Below are 22,120 nucleotides of genomic sequence, written 5' to 3' on the forward strand. Positions count from 1 at the left end.
GACCAGCCTATGGTTTGGTTTCTTCCTGCTCACTCACATTCAAACTGAGGCCTTCGGTTTTTCCATACACATCCGGGTCGTACATTTCCGAAGCAAAGGCAGGTAGTGCGCTGAAAGTGCCCGTTGCTATCGCTTGCGCGGCGTATGAGAGGTGATAGTTTCCTGCGTCCAGATAATCGGAATAGAAGCGTACGCTGTCATGGCGGATTTCCTGATGGTAGAAGCTCCAGCGGCTAACACCAAAATCAATCCAGTCGGAATATTTAAACCAGAATGAACCGCCGGATGCTTTAAAGTCTGCTTTCTTTGCATCTACTTCCGATGCAGTTGCAAGATCACGGTTTACGGGTTCCAAACCGCCAGGTACGGTATCATCAACAACCACGAAATTACGCGCTGCAGGCACGGATATATATAGGTCAACCCGTACCAGCTCACCGCGTTTGATAATGGCAGGCGATTTAAGTAATTCCCATTTGCCATTTCGCTCCACACTATATTCACGGGTGATTTCAATGCCGGCATTCGCGGGTTTACTCATTTCCATCGGTAGTGCATAGGCAAGGCGTGTTGCATAATATAAACGCCCTGTTCCATTGCGCTCAATTTTCAGCGTTGCTTTGCGGCCATCATCGCCGGGTTTAATCGGGCGCTCCAGCGTTGCCGCGGCATCGCGCACATCCTTAAACGTCGCTGTGCCCATGGCTTCATTATCAAGGGACGCAGCAACAGTAAATTGCGGCGCGTCCTTTTCATAAACGCGCGCAAAGTCGATGAGCGCATTCATGCAGAACATATTCTCCTGCGTGTTTTCCCAATGGTCACGGTTTTTGCGGTCTTGGGTAATCGTGCGTACAAGTTTGAATGGCACATCGCCCACTAACCCTTCGCCTTCCTTGGTTTCTCCAAAGGCGGTAAAAGCATCTAAGACTGCACAGTTTTCACGAAGCGGGGAGGCGAGGATACGCGTATAGCTATCATCCCATGTTTCACTGAATATATATTTGCCGCCGGTCTCGTTCGATGCCGCTAATATCATTTTCGCAACATCAGGCGCGTATTGCATACCGCCTTTAATGGCCAAAGCTGCTTGCAAGAAATAGCTCTTACCGAACAGCGACATTTTCTTGGCATGGGGCTGGTAACGCTGCAAATCTGCCAAATCGGCTTTGCCCCGCTGCGCCAACGCTGCCAATGCAACCGCACGAACCGTTGATGTCATTCCTTCAGAATAGAAATCAGGCACGGCGTTATTTTTCAGTAGGTTGCTTAAGTAAGTGTGCAACTTGTTTTCAACCTGCTCTGGAATGGTATAGCCACTCTTGCGCAGCCAATTAAATGCAATAGCCGTATAGGCACTTAAATAAGGGTCAACGTACTCATCATTCGCTTGAAAATACGCCATACCACCGTTGGGTGCTTGGAAACTTGCGGCTTGATCAAGCGTTGTTTGCGGTAATTCGGCGCTGCTATCCCATTTTAGTGTGTCAGGTAAATAGGCTTTCAAATTCTTGTAGTGCGAAGCCATAACCGCCTTACTCAACTTCTGTTCCCAGCACAGATAAGGATAGTCACGCATATAGCTAAAAGCGCCAGAGATGTTGCCGATAACGGTGGGTGATGCTACGACCGAAACACTTCCCGTATCTGTCAAAATACCTTTCGGGAAATCGATGTGTTCTTCGGCGGTGTCTTGTATCGTTGTGCCGTAATTTGCAGCGACATCAAGGCTGCGGCGCTTATTGACGCGTACTTCGTGCACAATACCATCGCTGTCTGATGTGTCGCCAGCATTAACCGAGAAGATTAGATTGCCAAAGGGTTTATCGCGGTATTGCGGCAAGATGGATGCCTGAATAGGCATAAACACGGTTGTGCGTTTATATGGGCCCAGCGTTACTTTCTTTATTAAATCTTCCACTGGTTTTTCTGTATCCAACGCGCCATCAACATGAATACGAACATCAATCGTACGTTCCTTATCGGTGCGGTTCATTACGCTAAAGCCTGCGTTGAAATTATCACCCTCCATCAACTGGTTTGGCATAACAGGGCGGATTTCGGTTGGGCGGTTGACCTTGAAATTTGCATCACTCAAACCAAAACGGTCAGTTGGCGTGGTGGCAATTGCCAGAACGCGCCAACCTGTCAGATTATCGGGAGCATCAAAGCTCACCGTTGCATTGCCATCTTTATCGGTAACAAGCTGCCCGTTCCAATAGCTTATGAATTTGAAGACGGAGCGCATGCTTAAATCATTGCCGCCATCGCCGCCGGGGTTTGCGCCTTTTTTCTCAAATTTTTGGCGACCCACAAGCCGCGTGAGGATGCTGTAATTGCGCAAATCAAGGCTCTCTAACTTATAAAAACCATCATAGGGGTCGAAATATTCTTTGCCGCCCGCAATCAAATCGAACACAGATTCATCAAGCACGGCAACGGTTAGTTCAACGGGTTCTTTCTTGTCTTTCATGCGCGGTTCGGCATGAAGCGTGAGGGTGACTTTGTCACGTGGCTTATAAACATCCTTATCGGTTTTGGCAGTAATCGCCATTTCCTTATAAGGATCTTTTACTGGCACAGTGATGTAACCCATGCGGAAGGTTGGTTTGCCCAAATCCACCTGACCTTCGCCCAGCGGTTTTTCAACGCGCGGTGACATGACCACGACCGAAAGATAAAAGCCCGGCAAATAATCCGGTTTAATTTTGAACTCAATGATTGGTGTTGAACCATCTAGGGTTTGTACGAAATGTTCAATCACGCCGTAGCGTTCAATCGTCACCAACGCCTTTGCGCCAGGATACGGATTTTTAATAAGATAACGTGCGGTATCGCCCACTTTATAATTCGTGCTTTGTGGAACGATGGTTAGGCTACTGTCATTTTCATCATCCCACACCACATAATCACTTCCGGTTGCGTAGGTATTGAGTGTTGTTGCATGGTCATTACCCTTGCTGTCTTTAATTTTTGCGACAACACGATAAATCCCGGCTTTTGCAGGCGTAAACGTGCAGCTGAGGGCGTCATTTGATGATGTGCCATCACACGCACCCGCCTTTTCCCAATCGGTATGATATTCAGTCAGATAGGCGTTCCCGGCGCCCTTTACACGCGCGGCCTTCGTGACTTTATATTCAATGACGATATCAACTTTGGTTCCTTTAATCGGATTGCCATGATCATCTACAACGATGTATTGGACGTTTGCAGGTTTGCCAACGGTATAAAGCCATTCGGTTGATTTCAAACCAACGAGCCTGTCAACACCGATATAATCCGCATGGGCTTGGCCGGAAACATATTTGCCGCGGTCATCCGCAACCGCGCTTTCCACCATTAGCTTGCCATAGACAATTTTTGGTTTGCCGGCAGAGAAGTCGAGGTTTAGTTCACCTTTATCACCGACCTTGTCAATTTTCTGGAATAATTGCTGCGTCGTTACTTCGTTTTCATAGCTATCGAATTGGAAATCCTTGGCGGTCGGGTTTTTGGATGTAAACGCACTGCTATCCAAAATGGCGGTGATGCGCGCGGATGCATCGGTATATGCGCCACCAGAATGCAATTCAGCATGCGTGGTGACTTCCACCTTGTCATCGCTGTGGAATAAATCGCCGTTTAACTGGTTTCTAACCTTGAATGATGCGGGCGTAAAATCGCTCACTAGCACCCGCATGGGCACCCATGACTTACCATCATCAATATCTGCTGATGCTTCTTCATCTTCGGGAATAGGTTCATCGCTACCCGGAATAAAGCTCGCGCTTAGTTTGAATTTATACCAGCCCACTGCGCCTTCCTTTGGAACCGTGAAGGAGCCATCTGTGCCGCCAAACGCTGAAAGCGTAATATCCTTTACATCATGCACAATCTTGCCCATCGGGTCGATGACCCGAAGATGATAGCTTTTGGTTGGCGGAGGAATAAAACGGTCATTATCCTGATTACGCACAAATATTTTGTATTGAATGGTATCGCCTGCACGGTAAATCCCCTGTGCAGTCGTGCCCCATGCGCGCATGTGTCCATAGCGCTGTTTGTTCGAAGGCCAAATATCCTCGCTGCCAGATGAACGGTAGTTGTTAATTGCAAAACGTGGGGAGATGGGCAATAATGCCATCTCATCATCTTTTTCAACTTTTAGAAAAAAGCGCTTTTCTTCATCCTGATAGCGTTCACTTAACGATAAATCCGGATCAAGGCTGTCGGTGCCCGGCAATAATGCAACGCCGTTGGCATCGGTTATGCCTTTACTGGCAAGGGTTTTGGCGACATCCAGCGTTGTAAATGCATCTTGGTACATACTTAGCTTTGCGCCAACAATCGGTTCACCCGTAGCAAGGCTGGTGACCCAAGCAAGTGATGCAAAATGCCCGAATTTAAAATGCACTTGAAACGGGGTGACTTCGGCAAACAAACGTGGCGGCGTTCCGCCGAGAGACGGCGTAGTGGTCAGATAACCAAACATTGCACCGCTTTTACCGCCCAGCATTTCACGAACGCCCAGCGGGGTAGCAAACTGAATATCTTTTACTTCCGGCGTGTTCTTATTGAAACTTAGATTTGCTTCTGCGCCCTTATTGGTTAGGCGACGATAGGAAAGGGCATAGTTGGTAATGTTATTGATATAGAGTGGTACTTCGCTATCAACGCCTTTTTCCAAAACAGCATCACTGTAATCCAATACGTAATTCGGGTTGCGATGATCGGTTGTAAATTTTGATGCGATGGCTGATGTAAGCGGGCGGCCAAAAATATCTTTCACATCCATGACATTCGATTGGCCGAATAGTGCAAGCAGCCAATGTCCGATACGTTGGAAGAAGTACAATGTTTCCAAGCGTGTTTTAACAGTATATTCCTGCGCGGCCTTCAAACCGGGCGGCAACCAGATGTCGTAGGTTTTGTCTTTGCTGTGTGGGCGGCGGAATTGATACCCAATCGTTCCAGAAGTATCGGGCGCTGCGTCGCCTTCCTCGCTATCCTCTTCTGCGGTTTGTCGCCAGCCGCCAACAGGCGGCGTGAAGGCCAGCATCTTGCCCATCTTGTCGCGGTCAACAGGAACCGAGAAGGAAAGATTGACGATTTGCATGGGATTGCATTTGCCATCTGGTGATTGTCCGGGTTCAAAGAATAACGCTTCGCCCGCATTATTCATGCAGCGAATGCCAAGGAATTTGAATTCAGGATAGGTATCAAACTGCACCACATCGCTTGCCGTAACACCGGGTTCCGGGCCTAGTGCAGAGATTAACCCCGGTTCCAGTTTCAAATTTACATGCTGGTCTAACCCCAATTCTTTTTCCGGTTGCACGAGCCAGATGCGTCGCGCTTCGCGTCCGCCGCTTTTGCGCAAATCATCATCACTCTTTTTCGCTTCTGTTTTTTTGAATACCAGCGCAGCTTTTTCGCCCGGAATGGGCATAATAGTAGGCTGGTCATGGTCTTCTGGATCTGGCGATGCCTTTAAGCTTACACGTTTGGCTGCATCGCCCACCTCCATATATACATGTGCAGCAACGCTCTCCTGATCGACGGGCTGGTTAAATACCAAGCGCACTACAGGAAGGCTGGGTGATTTCCATTGATGGAATTCCTTGTAACGGATGTCGGGGCGGTCAGTGATAAAACGATGTTCGACTGTTTTTTCAATTGTCGTGCCGTCTTCAGCCTTGATGCCGGGCTTTACCTCCATGGTATAATGGGTTGCGCTTTGCAGCGGTGCTTTATCGGATAAATTGCATGCAAGCGCGGATGTATTTATCCATCGCCATTCACAGGTTAGTGCGGGTGTGATGATAATGGGGATGTCGGATGATGCGCGTTCCATTTTGCCAATTGGCACAACGGGACGGTTAAATTGCACAACAATTTGTTTGCCTGCCGGGACATCATCGCCTTCAGGTGTGATTTTGATAATTTCGAGCGGTTTGGTGGATGGCGTACCGCCAGTATCATACGCAGCAAGCAGCGGCGAAGAAAAAAGCACGCTGAAAAGTACAGGGATAAGTAATTGAACTGCGCGCATGGCATGCTCGTATATATAGGGTAAGAACGCGGAGTAATCCTAAGGCTGCATAGCGATTAAATGAAGCGTATTAGGGACTTAGCTTAAAATTGATGTGGATAATATAAGCGTTAGCGCTGCGAAATGGTGCGTTGAACAGCATCTTTCCAGCCTGACCATTTTTGATTACGCGCACCTTCTTCCATCTTTGGCTCAAAGCGTTTGTCTCGCTGCCAATTTGCCGCAAATTTTTCTAAATCCGGCATCAATCCTGCCTTATATCCAGCTAAGTAAGCAGCGCCGCGTGCAGTGGTTTCCATAACAACGGGACGATCAACAGGCGCATTTAAAATATCCGCAAGAAATTGCATAGTCACTTCGCTTTTGGTCATGCCGCCATCCACGCGCAGAACAGTGTTACTGTTATTCGGCCAATCGGCGTGCATTGCTTCGAGTAAATCGCGTGTTTGATAACCAACTGCTTCCAATGCTGCACGTGTAATTTCCGGCGCGCCGGAATTGCGCGTAAGACCTGTAATGCTGGCCCTGGCATTTGCATCCCACCATGGTGCGCCAAGACCAACAAATGCCGGAACCAGATAGACCTGTTCTGCGCTATTGGCCCTGCTTGCAATTACATCTGCGTCATTGGCATGCGCGATAATTTTCAATCCATCGCGCAGCCATTGTACCGTTGCGCCTGCCATGAAAATCGAACCTTCCAGCGCATAAGTGCGCTTTCCATTCAATTGGTATGCGATGGTGGTAAGCAGTTTATTCTTTGATTGAATAGCTTTTTCGCCGGTATTCAATAAAGCAAAACAGCCTGTGCCATAGGTGGCTTTCATCATACCTGCGGTGAAGCACCCTTGACCAACCGTTGCGGCGTGTTGGTCGCCCGCTATTCCTAAAATGGCAATAGGTGTACCGAATAAATCGGGCGTTGTTGTACCAAAATCAGCACAACAATCGCGTACTTCTGGCAAAATGCTCCGAGGAATGTTGAATAGCTTTAAAAGTTCATCATCCCATGTGCCGGTATGAATATTCAGCAGCATGGTGCGTGATGCGTTGGTGGCGTCGGTTGCGTGAACCTTGCCGCCGGTTAATCGCCACAATAAAAAACAATCAATCGTGCCAAAAGCAAGCTTGCCCGCATTCGCGCCATCGCGCGCGCCAAATACATTATCGAGTATCCATGCAATTTTGGTAGCGGAGAAATAGGGGTCAAGTAGCAAGCCGGTTTTTTTGTTTACTAACGCTTCGTGTCCTTGCTGACGCAGCGTTTGGCATGCATCTGCCGTGCGCCTGTCTTGCCAAACAATTGCATTATAAATAGGTTTTCCTGTGGTTTTATCCCATATTATCGTTGTTTCGCGCTGATTGGTGATGCCAATACCGGCAATCTGCTTGGCTGTGAGATTTGCTTGCAACAGCGCGGCTTTGGTGGTTTCAACAACCGTTTTCCAGATTTCTTCTGCGTCATGTTCCACAAAGCCTGGAGCGGGAAAGTGCTGCTTGAACTCTTTTTGTGATGTTGCGATTGGCAAAAGTTCGGTGTCAAACACAATTGCACGGGATGATGTGGTGCCTTGATCGATTGCTAGGATGACATCGCTCATGTTTTTTCACTCATCATAAATTGCGAAAGCTTATTTTTTTGTTCAGGCGTGAAACGCAGCCCCAATTTACTGCGCAACCATAACACATCATCTGCTGTTTGCGCCCATTCATGTTGCATGAGATAACGAACCTCGTTTGCCGTCAAATCCGCGCCAAAGCATTCACCCATTTCCGCCATTCGGGTCGCCTTGCCAATAATCATCGATGTGCGTGTGCCATAAGCGCGAACCAAGCGCCGCGCATGCGTAGGTGTTAAGAAAGCCCATTGTTTACAGGTGTTTTCTACCATTTCTGTGAAGCCGTTCCATGCAAAATCGCCGCCGGGAAGATGTGAATGTGCAGTCCACGGTTTTGTTGCGGGGATAAACGGGGCAAGGTGTTCTAGCGCAACTTCCGCAAGATGCCGCGCTGCCGTCAGCTTACCACCATAAACGGAAAGCAGGGGTGGTTTGGTTGCACCTCCATCCAGTTTCAATAAATAATCACGCGATAAATCCTTGGCTTTCAAGCTGCGGTCATCATATAGCGCGCGGATACCTGCAAAGCTCCACACCACATTATGTTTCGTGATGCCGGTTTTGAAATAATCGCTTGCCAATTTGCAGAGGTAGTCAATTTCCTCATCCGAAATTGCAACCTTGGCCGGATCGCCCGTGACCGTGACATCGGTTGTACCAATAAGTGTAAAATCGGTATGGTAGGGAATAGCAAATACTATTCGCCCATCCGCATGCTGGAAAATATATGCTTTGTTGTGATTGAACAGCTTGGGTACAACAATATGGCTGCCTTTGATTTGTTTGATGTGATCCTGCGCAATTTCGGGTGGCATCATCCCATTCACTTCTTCAATCCATGGGCCGGATGCGTTGATAAGAATGCGTGATGTAACGCTTTTGTTGTTTAGTTGAATGTGCCATTCGTTATTGTGGCGTTCTGCTTTTTCAAAACGTGTACGGGTGCGGATTTCTGCGCCGCGCGTTGCTGCATCAACTGCGTTTAATACGACCAGTCGTGCATCATCAACGCAACAATCAGAATATTCAAAACCTGTGTGGTATTGTGATTGCAGCGGCATACCAGCATCATCTTTTGTAAGATCAACAGCATGTGCCCCGGGCAACAGGCTTTTTCCGGCGAGTAAATCATATATGAATAAACCGACGCGCAGCATCCATGCCGGGCGAAGTCCTTTGTGATGCGGCAATACAAATCGCGCAGGCCAGATGATATGCGGCGCAGTTTTTAAAAGAATACTGCGTTCAAGCAACCCTTCTTGCACCAGTCGAAATGCACCTTGTTCCACATAGCGAAGCCCACCGTGAATGAGTTTCGATGAAGTCCACGATGTGCCGGAGCTTAAATCATTTTGCTCAACCAGAAGTACGCGCAGGCCTCTACCTGCCGCGTCACGCGCGATGGCCGTGCCATTAATGCCGCCGCCAATTATCGTGATGTCAAAATCAGCCATGATTAGTTAAGATTCTCAGGTGAGCGTTCCACCAAGAGTTGCCGCTGACGCATATGCTGTCAAGCGCCGCTTATTGCCTGAAGAAGTTGATGGTGTCCAGAAAGACAGATGTTTTGTCTTTAAACATCCACGTCAGTGCGCGGATGATGCCTATATGGTCAAGGCCAGGATAAATAATGCTTTTCACAGTTCCTCGCTTCATGCGGAGGGCACTATCCATCTGTTCCAGATTGAAAGCACCGACATCCGTGTCGGCATCGCCCCACATCAAGAGCATCGGCGGTTCTTTTCCGGTCACGAATGTTGATGCGCGCATGTTTGGATAATTTGCAGGCGGTGCAAATATGGCTTCTAAATCGGGTTCATCGGGCGTGAAGCTGTATGGTCCTGCAAGTCCTGCGAAGCGATGAATAACCTGTGCTGGTGTCTTTCCTTCATGCTTTAAGTAAGCTGGATTGGTTGTAACAAGCGCGCCAATATGTGCGCCTGCCGAATGGCCGACAATGTTAATCCGTGTATTATCGCCGTGATATTTGCCGATATTGTCGTGAACCCAAGCTAATGCTTTTGCCGCATCTTCGATGAAAATTGGAAAGCGTACTTTCGGGTATTTCTGGTAATCGAAAATAACCGTAATGAAATCGGCGCTGGCGAAGGTGTTGCCTATAAAACGGTAATCTTCCTTCTTTCCAAAGGTCCAGCGGCCGCCATAGAAAAACACAACAACGTCCAGCTTTCTGCGTTCCGCATATTTGGGAACATAAATATCCATTGTCTGGCTGGGGTTAGAACCATATGGAACATTATGGATGATTTGCGTGGTGCTGAAGTAGCTGGGTAGGTTTGCAACAGCAAGCCCAAGGTGTAGATACAGGGCAGAAGCTAGCGTTGTAAAAAATGAAATGATGCTGCTCATAAAATTTTGCCAGTCGGTAAGAAATCAAATGTTCATGTATGGTCAGTGGTGATTGTTTGTAACATTGGCCTTTTAATCCGTATTAGCGAATAAAGCAGGCATAAAAAGATAAACTGTTCATCAGAGAGGCAGCATTCACAGTGAATTCAATTTTTATCCACAAGGTTATCCACTGAACAGCACACATCATTTATCCACTGCCTTATCCACCATCAAGTAAAGCGCAGAGCCGAGGTCTGATTGACCCCACTTAACGTCCCATTTAGCCTGACATGTCCTCAGATTCTTGCGCCTTGCCCTTAATGTACTTTCGAAATTTTTATAAATGGTTTTTGATTTTTCTCTTCGCTGGATTCAGTGCAGGGCAAGCATGGGCGCAAACGAGCGATGTATCGCAGCCACGTGTGCCTGGCCCAGCTGATCCTTCGCGTATTGAACGCAGCATCCCACTTTCAACCGATGATATTTTAAAAAAGGCACCGCCGCCAATTAAGGTGGCACCCGCGCCAAAAAACAATGCACCTTCCGGCGCAGAACAAAAACGCTTTATCCTAAACCGGGTTATTTTTGAAGGTGCAACCGCATTCACGCAGGAAGAATTAGGTGAGCCGTTTGCAGACCGTTTGGGTAAAACCGTAACCTTGAAAGAAGCTTATGCGATGGCGGATGCGGTAAGCGCACGTTACCGCGAAGCAGGGTATTTTTTATCCCGTGCAACGGTTGATACTGATACCATCAAAGGCGATACGGTTTGCATATGCGTGCGCGAAGGCTATATCAAGGAAGTTGTGCTAACCGACCCAAGCCAAAGTAATTATGTTGTGCGCAGTTATATCCAGCGTATCAAAGACGAAAAGCCACTTACCTCCGCAACACTGGAAAGTGCACTATTGCGTTTGAATGATTTGCCGGGACAGAGCTTCAGAGCAGTATTATCAGCACTTCCCGGTGCGGAAGACGGGGCGAGTATGCTTACCCTTATTCCCCAAGACACATCGATGGATGCTTCCATCGGATTTGATAATTCGGGTTCGAAATTCCTAGGTCCGCATGAAGCAAACATGTCAATCAGCGGCAGTGTTGTGCCGCTTAATCAAACCACTTTTTACGGGATGACCAGTATTGAACCATCCATGCTCAATTATGGTTCAATCCATAATTCATTCACGGCGTTGCCGGATATAATTTTGAATCTAGATGCGGCTGTTACGCGCGCACATCCGGTTCATACGCTTGAACCGCTTGACATCGATAGTTTGGCGCTGAACGTCAGTGTAGGAATGAAGTATCAATGGATACGTCAGCGACAGGAAAATTTTGCATTGATGATGGCGCTGGATGGCCGTGATGTAACGAGTGATATTCTGGGAACGCCGCTTACGCGTGAACAAGTCCGAGCGCTGCGCGTTGGTTTATCGTATGATCGTTCGGATGATTGGCATGGATCTAGTGTGCTAAATTTTAAATTGAGCCAAGGGCTTGATTGGCTTGGAGCAAGCCAGCCGGGTGAATTGAATTTATCGCGTGGTCAAGCTACGCCTGATTTCACAAAAGCAGAAATTTCAATCGCGCGCTTACAAGAAATTACCGATGACTGGTCCGGGCTAATTAAATTTTCAGGCCAGCTGGCTTCGGGCCCGCTTTACTCCTCCGAGGAGTTTGGATACGGGGGGGAGGGGTATGGACGGGCCTTTGACTCTTCCGAACTAGTGGGTGATCATGGTTTCGCAACCGGACTGGAAATTCGCTATGGAGGGGTGCGTTCATTAAGGCCTATTAACCTTGAACCATACGCTTTTATTGATTACGGAGCCGTTTTTAATGATGATATTAGTCAAGTTAAGAGCGATTCTGCCTCTTCAGCCGGGTTAGGTATGCGTTTTGCCACAGAATGGGGACAAAGTGCTAATATTGGTTTCGCTATGCCAATTAACCATTCTCAACTCGCGCCATTATATGGAAATGATCGTTATTTCCCCAGAATAATGATGCAGTTCAACCAAAAATTTTAACCTTTTCCGCTTATCCTAAAGGCTTGTTTTTACAAAATAAAACGCCTTTTCATGAGCGGATTTTTCTGTGGCTAACTCGTATCGAAATTCTTGGTGGAGAAATCCATTCTGGAATAAATTTTTGCGATGTCTATGCGCGTGGTTGATTTTCACCCATGCAATACCCCTGCGTGCAAATCCGCAGGGCGGTGTTGTTAATGCCGGTTCGGCAACAATCAGTAGCAATGGATCCACAGTCCATATCAACCAACATACTGATCGTGCGGTAATTGACTGGCGCGGCTTCGATATTGCACCCAATGAGCGTACCGAATTCCAACAGCCGAGCAGTGGTTCGATTGCGCTTAACCGTGTTAACAGCGGTGGTGCCAGCCATATTGATGGCCAGCTAAGTGCCAATGGTAATATTGTTATCGTCAACCAGAACGGAGTGGTGTTTGGCCGCGGCGCGCAGGTTGACGTTAACAGTCTTATCGCAACAACATCCGATATCCGTAACGAACAGTTCATGTCTGGCGGAAAGCTGGTATTTGATAAACCCAGCAGTAATCCCAATGCGCAAATCATCAATGAAGGCCGCATTACCGCAAAAGATGCAGGTTTAGTTGGATTAGTTGCGCCCCGTGTTGAAAACCGCGGCGTGATTGCGGCGCGTTTGGGCCGCGTGCATTTGGCATCTGGCGAGACGGCAACAGTTGATTTCTATGGTGATGGTCTTTTGGAAGTTGCGGTTAGCGACAAGGTAACAAAACAATTTGTTAGTAATACAGGCGTAATTAATGCGGATGGCGGCTTGGTTGCAATGACCGCCGCCGCAGGTAAAAATATTATCGATAGCGTTATTAGCGGCAAAGGAACAATTTCTGCAAAGACTATTCCGTTGCAAAACAATAATGGAAATAGCAGCGGCAAGATTTTAATCGCAGGAAACAGTCTCAGCGATGTGATTATCGATGGGCTGATTGAAGCATCAGGCCTTGCTACCGGTCAGACAGGCGGCGCTATCCACATTATCGGCAACCGCATCGCGCTTATGAACAATACGCGCGTCGATGTTTCAGGGAATGCAGGCGCTGGCGAAATTTTGGTTGGCGGCGATTATCATGGCGGTGCTTACCGCGGTATGCTTGATAAACCTGCAACTGCTGTTGAATGGGGGAATACCCCAGGCGGCTATTCCGCTATCAACACATCACCAACGGCTGCGTTTTTTGCTGCTTATTACGAAGGGTTGTCGACTAACAGAAACGTGCCAACCGCATCGCGCGTATTCATCGACAAGAACGTGATGATGGTTGCAAGCTCGGATGTAGGAAATGCGGGCCGCATCATCACATGGTCGAACAACGGCACTGCGTATTATGGTCACGCGGATCTCAGTGCGAAAGGCATTCGTGGCAATGGCGGCTTCATCGAAGTTTCGGGTAAAGACTGGCTAGGCTTCAATGGTACAGTAAATACTCATGCCGCGAACGGCGCAAATGGCATGCTGCTGCTTGACCCTGCGGATATCACCATCAGCAACGCGATTGATGCTGACATCACCCCGTCATCACCATTCGATTCAACCGGTGCAGCAACATCAAATCTTGATGTAGTAACCTTACAAAACGCATTGGCGAGCGGCGCGGTGACGATTACCAGTGCGGCAGGCACAGGTGGTACAGGTAATATTACTTTTGTGGATGCGGTTTCATGGAACAGCAGTAACGCGTTGACCGTGACGGCATCGAATAACATCATCGTCAATAATACGATTACCAATTCAGGTTCCGGCAGCATTACCCTTAATGCAAATATTGCGGCAGCAGGCAGCATCACCATCGCTTCGGATATATCAACGGGTGGTTCGATTACGATGCTGGCTAACCGTGATATAACTTTGAACGCTACGCGCACATTGACGACAGGTGCAACAGGCGCCATGAACCTTCAGGCAGCGAATGGCGTAATAGGGGGCACAGGTAATCTCACCATTAGCGGCAATCTTTCTGTCGGTTCAGGTGGCCTTACCCTTGTTTCCGGTATTAACGGTACGCGCCCCAATTATACCGGTAATAACACAACGCTGGTACAAAATGCAGGTACGCTTGGCGCCGTAAGTATCACTGGCTTTCAGGATGTAAGCATCGCACGCGCGATAACCAGTAACAGCACTATTACAATTAATCCGCAGCGGGATATTACGCTGACATCCGCAGGCAGCTTGACCAGCACTGGCGCTGGTTCGTTGATTTCAATTTTAGCCCAGCGTGATATTACACTCAACGCGAGCAGTGCTATCGTTACAAGTGCAACCGGCGCTATCTCATTGCAAGCTGCAAATGGTTCAACCGCTGGCACGGGTAACCTGACGCTGAACGGAAATCTTTCGATTGGTACGGGTAATCTGACATTGCTTTCGGGTATAAACGGCACGCGCCCGAACCTTACGCTTAGCGCCACAACCTTTACTCAACTTGGCGCAACAGTTGGCACCGTTTCGTTAAGCGGTTTTCAGGATATTACACTTTCTACCAATTTGGCTACCAGTGCGGCGCTGACTATAGCAGCAACGGGCGCAACACGCGATTTTTTTGCGAGTGGCACATCCGTCATCACCAGCACGAGTGGTATAACCATCAATCCGGGTCGTGATTTCATCACCAGCGGAACGGCAAGCATGACAGCTGGTGGTTCATTCTCGGTTCTTGCCCAGCGTGATATTACTATTGGTGCTGGAACTACCGTGTCATCGAACGCAGGAAGTGGCTTATCGCTGCAAGCTGCAAACAATTCAGTTGTAGGCACAGGTAATCTTACCATCACCGGTAATATTTCGGTGGGCACCGGTTCATTTACGCTGGTATCCGGCATCAATGGTACAAGACCATCGCTTACGCTTAACACCACAACACTAACGCCGCTCGGTGCATCAATTGGCGCTATTAGCATCACGGGGTTGCAGGATGTTACTGTCGCACGAAATATTACTGGCAGCGGTAACATTACCATCTCACCACAGCGTGATTTTATTATCAACGCAGGCGCAGTGATTACCACTGGCGGTACATTCACATCATTAGCCCAGCGCGACATCACCATCAATGCAACAGGTGGCATTACAACTGGAGCAACAGGCGCTATTAGTTTGCAGGCCGCGAATAATGTTATTACAGGCACGGGTAATCTTACCATAAATGGTAATCTCTCGATTGGTACAGGTACATTGACCCTTGTTTCCGGTATCAATGGTACGCGTCCATCCCTTACACTAAATTCAACTACGCTGACACCGCTTGGCGCCACGATTGGCACCATCAGCATTACAGGCATGCAAGATGTGACGGTTGCGCGAAATATTACTGGCAGCGGCGCTATTACCATTTCACCGCAGCAAAGCTTCACACTGAATAATTCCGCAACGCTAACTACAACTGGTACAGCAAATATCACCATATTGGCGTTGCGTGATATAACTGTTGCAGCGGGTGCGACAATGTCCGGCGGTAATACCGGATCGCTGATATTACAGGCAGCGAATAATGTCGTAGCTGGCACGGGTAATCTGACACTCAGCGGAAATGTTTCAATGGGTACAGGTGTGCTTACGCTTTCATCCGGTATCAATGGCACTCGCCCCTCATGGACGATTGATAACACAACCTATACGCAATTGACGGGTTCGGTTGGCGTTGTGACCATCAATGGTTTCCAAGATGTTACTGTTTCGAAGAATCTGACCGGAACTGGTAACATTACCATCAACCCACAGCGTGATTTCATTCTATCGGCGGGAAACACCATAACAACTGGCGCTGCAGGTGTATTCACGGTTTTGGCGCTGCGTGACATCACTACAGCTGCAACCAGCAATATTACAACTGGTGCAACGGGCGGTGTAAGTTTGCGCGCGGCAAATGCGGTTATCGCAGGCACGGGTAATCTAACGCTAGGCGGTACGATCAATATTGGTACGGGGGCGTTGACGTTGTTGTCGGGTATTAATGGAACACGCCCAAGCATAACGCTAGATAGCACTAAACTTACATTGGTTGGTGCAACGGTGGGCGCAATCAGTATCACTGGGTTTCAGGATGTGACGCTGGCTAGAAACTTGCCGGGCAGTAGCACTGTCACGATTTCACCGCAGCGTGACTTCGCACTTAATTCAGGCTTCACGCTTTCAACTAATTCGGCATCTGCGATCACCATATTGGCCCTGCGTGATATCACCACTGCTGCAACCAGTGTGATTAGCGCAGGAACAACGGGTTCCATCACATTGCAGGCTGCGAATAACGTCGTAGCTGGTACAGGCAATTTGACCCTAAACGGTAATCTTGCTGTTGGTTCAGGCACTTTGACTTTACGCTCAGGTATCAATGGTACGCGCCCATCATGGACGATGGATAACACCACCTACACACAGAATAGCGGAACGGTTGGCGTTGTTACCATCGATGGCTTCCAAGACGTTACCGTTTCCAAGGCGGTGACCGGTAGCGGCAATATCACCATCAACCCACAGCGTGACTTTATTTTATCAGCATCGCAAACCATTACAGTTGGCGGCGCAGGCGTATTTACCGTATTGGCATTGCGCGACATTATTACCAACGCATCCAGTAATATTACTACTGGTGCAACGGGCGGCGTAAGCTTGCGCGCAGCAAATGCGGTGGTGACTGGCACGGGCAATCTCACGCTTGGTGGTAAAATCAACATCGGTACAGGTGCGTTGACATTGGTTTCTGGTATTAATGGCACGCGCCCCAGCTGGACGATGAATAGCAGTTCGCTGGCTTTACTCGGTGCGACCGTCGGTACCACGAGCATTACCGGCTTCCAGGATGTAACTGTCGCAATGAATCTTCCTGGCAGTGGTAGTATAACTATCGCTACGCAGCGTGATTTAACATTGAACACGTCACAAACGATTACAACCGGAGCTGCGGGTGGACTTACACTTACCGCTGCAAATAACACTGTCGCGGGAACTGGTAATCTGACGTTAAGCGGCAATCTATCTGTCGGCACAGGTGCGTTGACATTGCTATCAGGTATTAACGGAACGCGCCCATCCTACACACTTTCCTCTACGAACTTTACGCAGCAAGGCGCATCACTTGGCGCGCTGAGCATTTCTGGCTTTCTGGATTTTACACTTAACCGCAGTTTAACTTCATCAGCTGCAGTTGCGATCATTTCCAATCGTGATTTAAATATCAATGCGGGCAATACCCTCACGGGGGGTGCAGCTTCTGCTTACAGCTTGCAGGCTGCGAACGGCGCTGCGGGCGGCACTGGCAATTTGAATATTTTAGGCAACATGTCGGCGGGTACGGGTAACTTTACATTATTGTCCGGAAACAATGGCGGGCGACCAGCATTAACATTGAACAGTACTAATCTTGCTATGGCAGCAACGGTGGGTAACTTCAATACGCAAGGCTTTTCGACACTAACTATCTCGCGTGCCATCAATTCAACGGGCACCATCACTAATTCGAATAATACATTGACTGTGCTGGGCGCTAACATCACAAGCACCGGCACACAAACCTATAGCAATGCGACAGCGATTGCAGAGGCGGCGAGTGTAACGCTTACCACTACAAATGCAGCGGTGAGCTTCAGTACAACTCTCAATGGCACAGCTGGCGGCACAACCGAGAATCTGTCAGTTGTTGCAGGTACGGGCACCATGACCTTCACCGGTATTGTTGGTGGCACCACAGCGCTTGGTAATCTTTCGGTCACGGCCGACAACCTTACCATAAGCGCAAATGTAAATGGTACGGGAACACTTACCCTGCAGCCGTCAACGGCAGCGCGCATTATTGTACTGGGCGGCGCACAAGCGGATAACCTCACGACCAATGGCTTTAATTTAAGCACCGCCGAAGTTAATCGTCTGGTAAATGGCTGGGGCTCGATCGTATTTGGTAATACAACTTCGGGTGCGCTTACCAATACCATATCTGCGTGGAATGATCCTGTCTCGTTTACCTCGGGCAATGATTTTGCAAGCTCTGTGGCATTGACTAGTTCGGATACAATCTTTATTCGCGCGGCACGTGATGTATTGCTGACGCAAACCATCACAACCACAAACACATCAGCAAACGCGATTGTGCTTGTTGCAGGTCGTAACTTTATTAATACTGCCGGTGCAAATCCGCTCACTACAGGTGCGGGTGGTCGTTGGCTTGTGTACAGCACAAACCCGACCGATACGACCGGTGAAGAGACTATGAGCAATGCGTTCAACCGCTACACCTGTACCTATGGCGGTTCGTGCCCAACTATTCCTGGAACAGGGAATGGATTATTGTATTCCTATACACCAATGCTTGATGTGACGATTGACCCGCAAACCTATAACTATGGAGACGCGATTATTCCGCCAACGGGTTATACGTTGCAGACATCGGGTTACTTGAATGCATTGGATTCGTCGCAGGGTAGCGTGGGCGGTGTGGGGAATTTCGCAACCAGCTATGTCCAAGGTGATAATGCCGGTACAAGCTTCACCATTACTAATAATGGCAGCACATTTACATCCAATCTTGGCTATGGATTTAATTATATCTCGCCAACAGGCCTTACCGTTGGTCAGCGTGCGATTACTGTGCAGGTCAGCGATCAAACGCGCGTTTATGGTAACGCGCCGCTAAACACCGCATACACACTTGCTAGCGGTTCATTCTATAGCACCGATGCGGCTACATTGAACTTAACGACCGATGCAACACTATCGTCATCCGGCAATTACAATTACCGGGCAACACCGTGGGCGCTTTCGGCGAATGGTGCAACTTTCACATCGGGTCTGGCAAGCAACTATAATATTACCTACCTCGCAGCACCAACCGGTCTTACAATCACGCAGCGTCCGCTTACCGTCAGTGCAACTGGTGTGAACCGCGTTTATGATGGGTTGACAGGTGCAACCGTAAATCTTGGTGATAATCGCGTATCGGGCGATGTGCTTACCGCATCTTATACCACAGCAACCTTCCTTGATAAGAATGTGGCGAATGGTAAGACTGTCAATGTAAGTGGCATCAATTTGACCAATATTGATGCTGATAACTACACCTTTAACACAACCACCAGTACGACAGCCAATATTACACCGCGTGCCTTGACGATTTCGGCAACTGGGGTTGATAAAGTTTATAATGGTAATACAACTGCCAGCGTCAATTTTACCGATGATCGCGTAGCAGGTGATGTGTTCACCACCAGTTACGGTTCTTCCACCTTTGGTGATAAGAATGTAGGTACCGGCAAGGCAATTAGCGTGACGGGTATCAATATCACTACAGGCGATGCTGGAAATTATACGTTTAATACAACTGCCAGTGCTTCCGCGGATATCACGCAGCGCGCACTCACTATAACCGCAACTGGCGTTGATAAAGTTTATAACGGCTTGACCGCTGCTGCCGTAAGCTTTGGTGATGACCGTGTAGCAGGAGATATATTTACTATCAATTACACTGGTAATTTTGGCGATAAAAATGTAGGTGTTGGTAAAGCAATTAGCGTAACGGGAATTAACCTGACCGGAACCGATAGCGGCAATTATAGCTACGCTTCGACTGCCAGCACTTCAGCCGATATCACGCAGCGCAGCCTGACCATTACTGCAACGGGTGTGAATAAAGTTTATAATGGTAATACAACCGCCAGTGTCAATTTTACCGATGACCGTGTAGCAGGTGATGTGTTCACCATCAGTTACAGTTCTTCCGCCTTTGGTGATAAGAATGTAGGTGCCGGTAAGGCAATTAGCGTGACGGGTATAAACATCGCAACAGGTGATGCTGGCAATTACACATATAATACAACTGCCAGCACTTCCGCAGATATTACGCAGCGCGCCCTTACCATCAGTGCAACGGGTGTGAATAAAATTTATAATGGTAATACAACCGCCAGCGTCAATTTTACCGATGACCGCGTAGCAGGTGATGTGTTTACGACCAGCTATGGCGCAGCGAACTTTGCTAATAAAAATGTTGGAACTGCCAAGTCAATCAGTGTAACCGGAATCAATATTTCAACAGGCGATGCTGGAAATTATACGTTTAATACAACTGCCAGTGCTTCCGCTGACATTACCCAGCGCGCCCTTATTATCAGTGCAACGGGCGTTGACAAAGTCTATAACGGTAACACAACTGCTGGCGTGACCTTTACCGACGACCGCGTAGCAGGTGATGTGTTTACGACCAGCTATGGCGCAGCGAACTTTGCTAATAAAAATGTTGGCACTGCCAAGTCAATCAGTGTAACCGGAATCAATATTTCAACAGGCGATGCTGGAAATTATACATTTAATACCACAGCTTCTGCTTCCGCTGACATTACCCAGCGCGCCCTTACCATCAGTGCAACGGGTGTGAATAAAGTTTATAATGGTAATACAACCGCCAGCGTCAATTTTACCGATGACCGCGTAGCAGGTGATGTGTTTACGACCAGCTATGGTGCAGCGAACTTCAGTAATAAAAATGTGGGTATCAGTAAGAGCATCAGCGTAACCGGTATAAACATCACGACCGGCGATGCTGCAAACTATACGTTTAATACCACGGCTTCAACATCGGCCGATATTACCCAGCGTGCACTTACCATCAGCGCAACGGGCGTTGATAAAGTCTATAACGGTAACACAACTGCTGGAATTACCTTTACCGATGACCGCGTTGCAGGTGATGTATTCAACACCAGCTATGGCGCAGCGAACTTCAGTAATAAAAATGTGGGTGTCGGTAAGAGCATCAGCGTAACGGGTATAAACATCACTACAGGCGATGCTGGAAATTATACGTTTAATACAACTGCCAGCGCTTCAGCCGATATCACGCAGCGCACGCTGAATATAAACGCAACGGGTGTGAACAAAGTATATGACGGTTCTGTGAATGCGGGTATTACGCTTTCGGATAACCGCGTAGCGGGCGATGTATTCACCACAACCTATGGCAGTTCGACCTTTGCAGATAAAAATGTAGGAACTACCAAGGCCATCACTGTTACAGGACTAAATATTACGGGCGGCGATTCCGGAAATTATACCTTTAATACAACGGACACCGCTGCGGCCAACATCACCAAACGTACCTTACTTGTTACGGCAGTAGGCGCAAGCAAGATATATGACGGTTTGACCGCTACAAGCGTTACCCTGAATGATAACCGCGTTGCGGGCGATGTATTCATCACCAGCTATGGCGCTGCAAACTTTGTGAATAAAAATGTGGGCGTAGGTAAATCCATTAGCGTAACTGGCATCAATGTTTCAACAGGTGATGCTGGCAATTACAACTTCAACACAACGGCAAGCGCTTCGGCGACAATTACGCCGCGCACACTTGTAGCCAGTATTGTTGGCCACAATAAAATATATGATGGGACAACAAACGCAGGCATCCACATCACCGATAATCGAATAGCAGGTGATGTGTTTGGCTATAACTACAACGCCAATTTTGGCAACAAGAATGTGGGAGTTGGCAAAACAATCAATGTAACAGGCATCGGCCTCGTCGGTGTGGATAGCGCCAATTATACAAGTGCGAGTACGGGCGCAGCCAACGCTGATATTACACCACGTGCATTGCTGATTAGTGCAACGGGCGTAAATAAAATCTATGATGGGAATGATAACGCAATTGTTACCCTTAATGATAATCGCGTGTCCGGCGATATCTTGACCTATACCTATAGCGGGGCGCATTATTCAAGCAGCAGCATAGGCAGTAATAAGCCTGTTAACGTGATTGGTCTCACTTTGACGGGTGCGGATAGCAGCAACTACACCTATAATTCCAGTGCAGTCACGATCGCAGATATTCTTGCGACCGGAGCGCCGGTGGTAGTCGATGTAACGCCTGCGCCGGATAGGTCACTTGCGTTGCAACTTCCAAATACTGTCAAGAAGAGCATACAAACGCTTTTGTCAATTCCTGAGTTCCTTATCTTTGATGATGAATGGCAGAAGCGTCAACGCAGGCTTCCGACTGTTGGAATGCTGCGTTAAACCGCCATTAAAACGTACTTCTATTTAAGCAGTTATTCCCGTATATAGA

Annotated in this window: 6 protein-coding genes; 2 read left to right on the forward strand and 4 right to left on the reverse strand. The window is 48.1% G+C overall.

The features are described from left to right. Positions 1 to 7 precede the first annotated feature (7 nt). The 4 genes from SFW65_01345 to SFW65_01360 form a co-directional block, all read right to left on the reverse strand. Positions 8 to 6,034 carry an alpha-2-macroglobulin family protein gene (locus SFW65_01345; protein ID MDX1921761.1) on the reverse strand — a complete coding sequence of 2,009 codons (6,027 nt, stop codon included), beginning with the start codon at positions 6,032 to 6,034 and terminating at the stop codon, positions 8 to 10. Positions 6,035 to 6,144: 110 nt separating this feature from the next. Further along, positions 6,145 to 7,635 (reverse strand): glycerol kinase GlpK, encoded by a 1,491-nt coding sequence (gene glpK, locus SFW65_01350; protein ID MDX1921762.1) that lies wholly within the window; start codon positions 7,633 to 7,635, stop codon positions 6,145 to 6,147. Then, complete coding sequence (gene glpD, locus SFW65_01355) at positions 7,632 to 9,107, reverse strand: glycerol-3-phosphate dehydrogenase (protein ID MDX1921763.1); 1,476 nt, start codon at positions 9,105 to 9,107, stop codon at positions 7,632 to 7,634. The genes glpK and glpD overlap by 4 nt, the downstream gene beginning before the upstream one ends. Before the next feature lie 70 nt (positions 9,108 to 9,177). Then, positions 9,178 to 10,023 carry an alpha/beta hydrolase gene (locus tag SFW65_01360; GenBank protein MDX1921764.1) on the reverse strand — a complete coding sequence of 282 codons (846 nt, stop codon included), beginning with the start codon at positions 10,021 to 10,023 and terminating at the stop codon, positions 9,178 to 9,180. A 332-nt stretch (positions 10,024 to 10,355) separates the two neighbouring features. Here SFW65_01360 and SFW65_01365 point away from each other — a divergent pair, with 332 nt between their 5' ends. Next, positions 10,356 to 12,035: a ShlB/FhaC/HecB family hemolysin secretion/activation protein gene (locus SFW65_01365; GenBank protein ID MDX1921765.1), complete on the forward strand. Its 1,680-nt coding sequence runs from the start codon at positions 10,356 to 10,358 to the stop codon at positions 12,033 to 12,035. Positions 12,036 to 12,177: 142 nt separating this feature from the next. Then, the gene (locus SFW65_01370; GenBank protein MDX1921766.1) at positions 12,178 to 22,071 is read left to right on the forward strand and encodes a YDG domain-containing protein; all 9,894 of its coding nucleotides are present in this window, start codon (positions 12,178 to 12,180) and stop codon (positions 22,069 to 22,071) included. Positions 22,072 to 22,120 lie beyond the last annotated feature (49 nt).

It is taken from the genome of Alphaproteobacteria bacterium, assembly GCA_033762625.1.
Taxonomy (GTDB): Bacteria; Pseudomonadota; Alphaproteobacteria; order UBA9219; family RGZA01; genus RGZA01.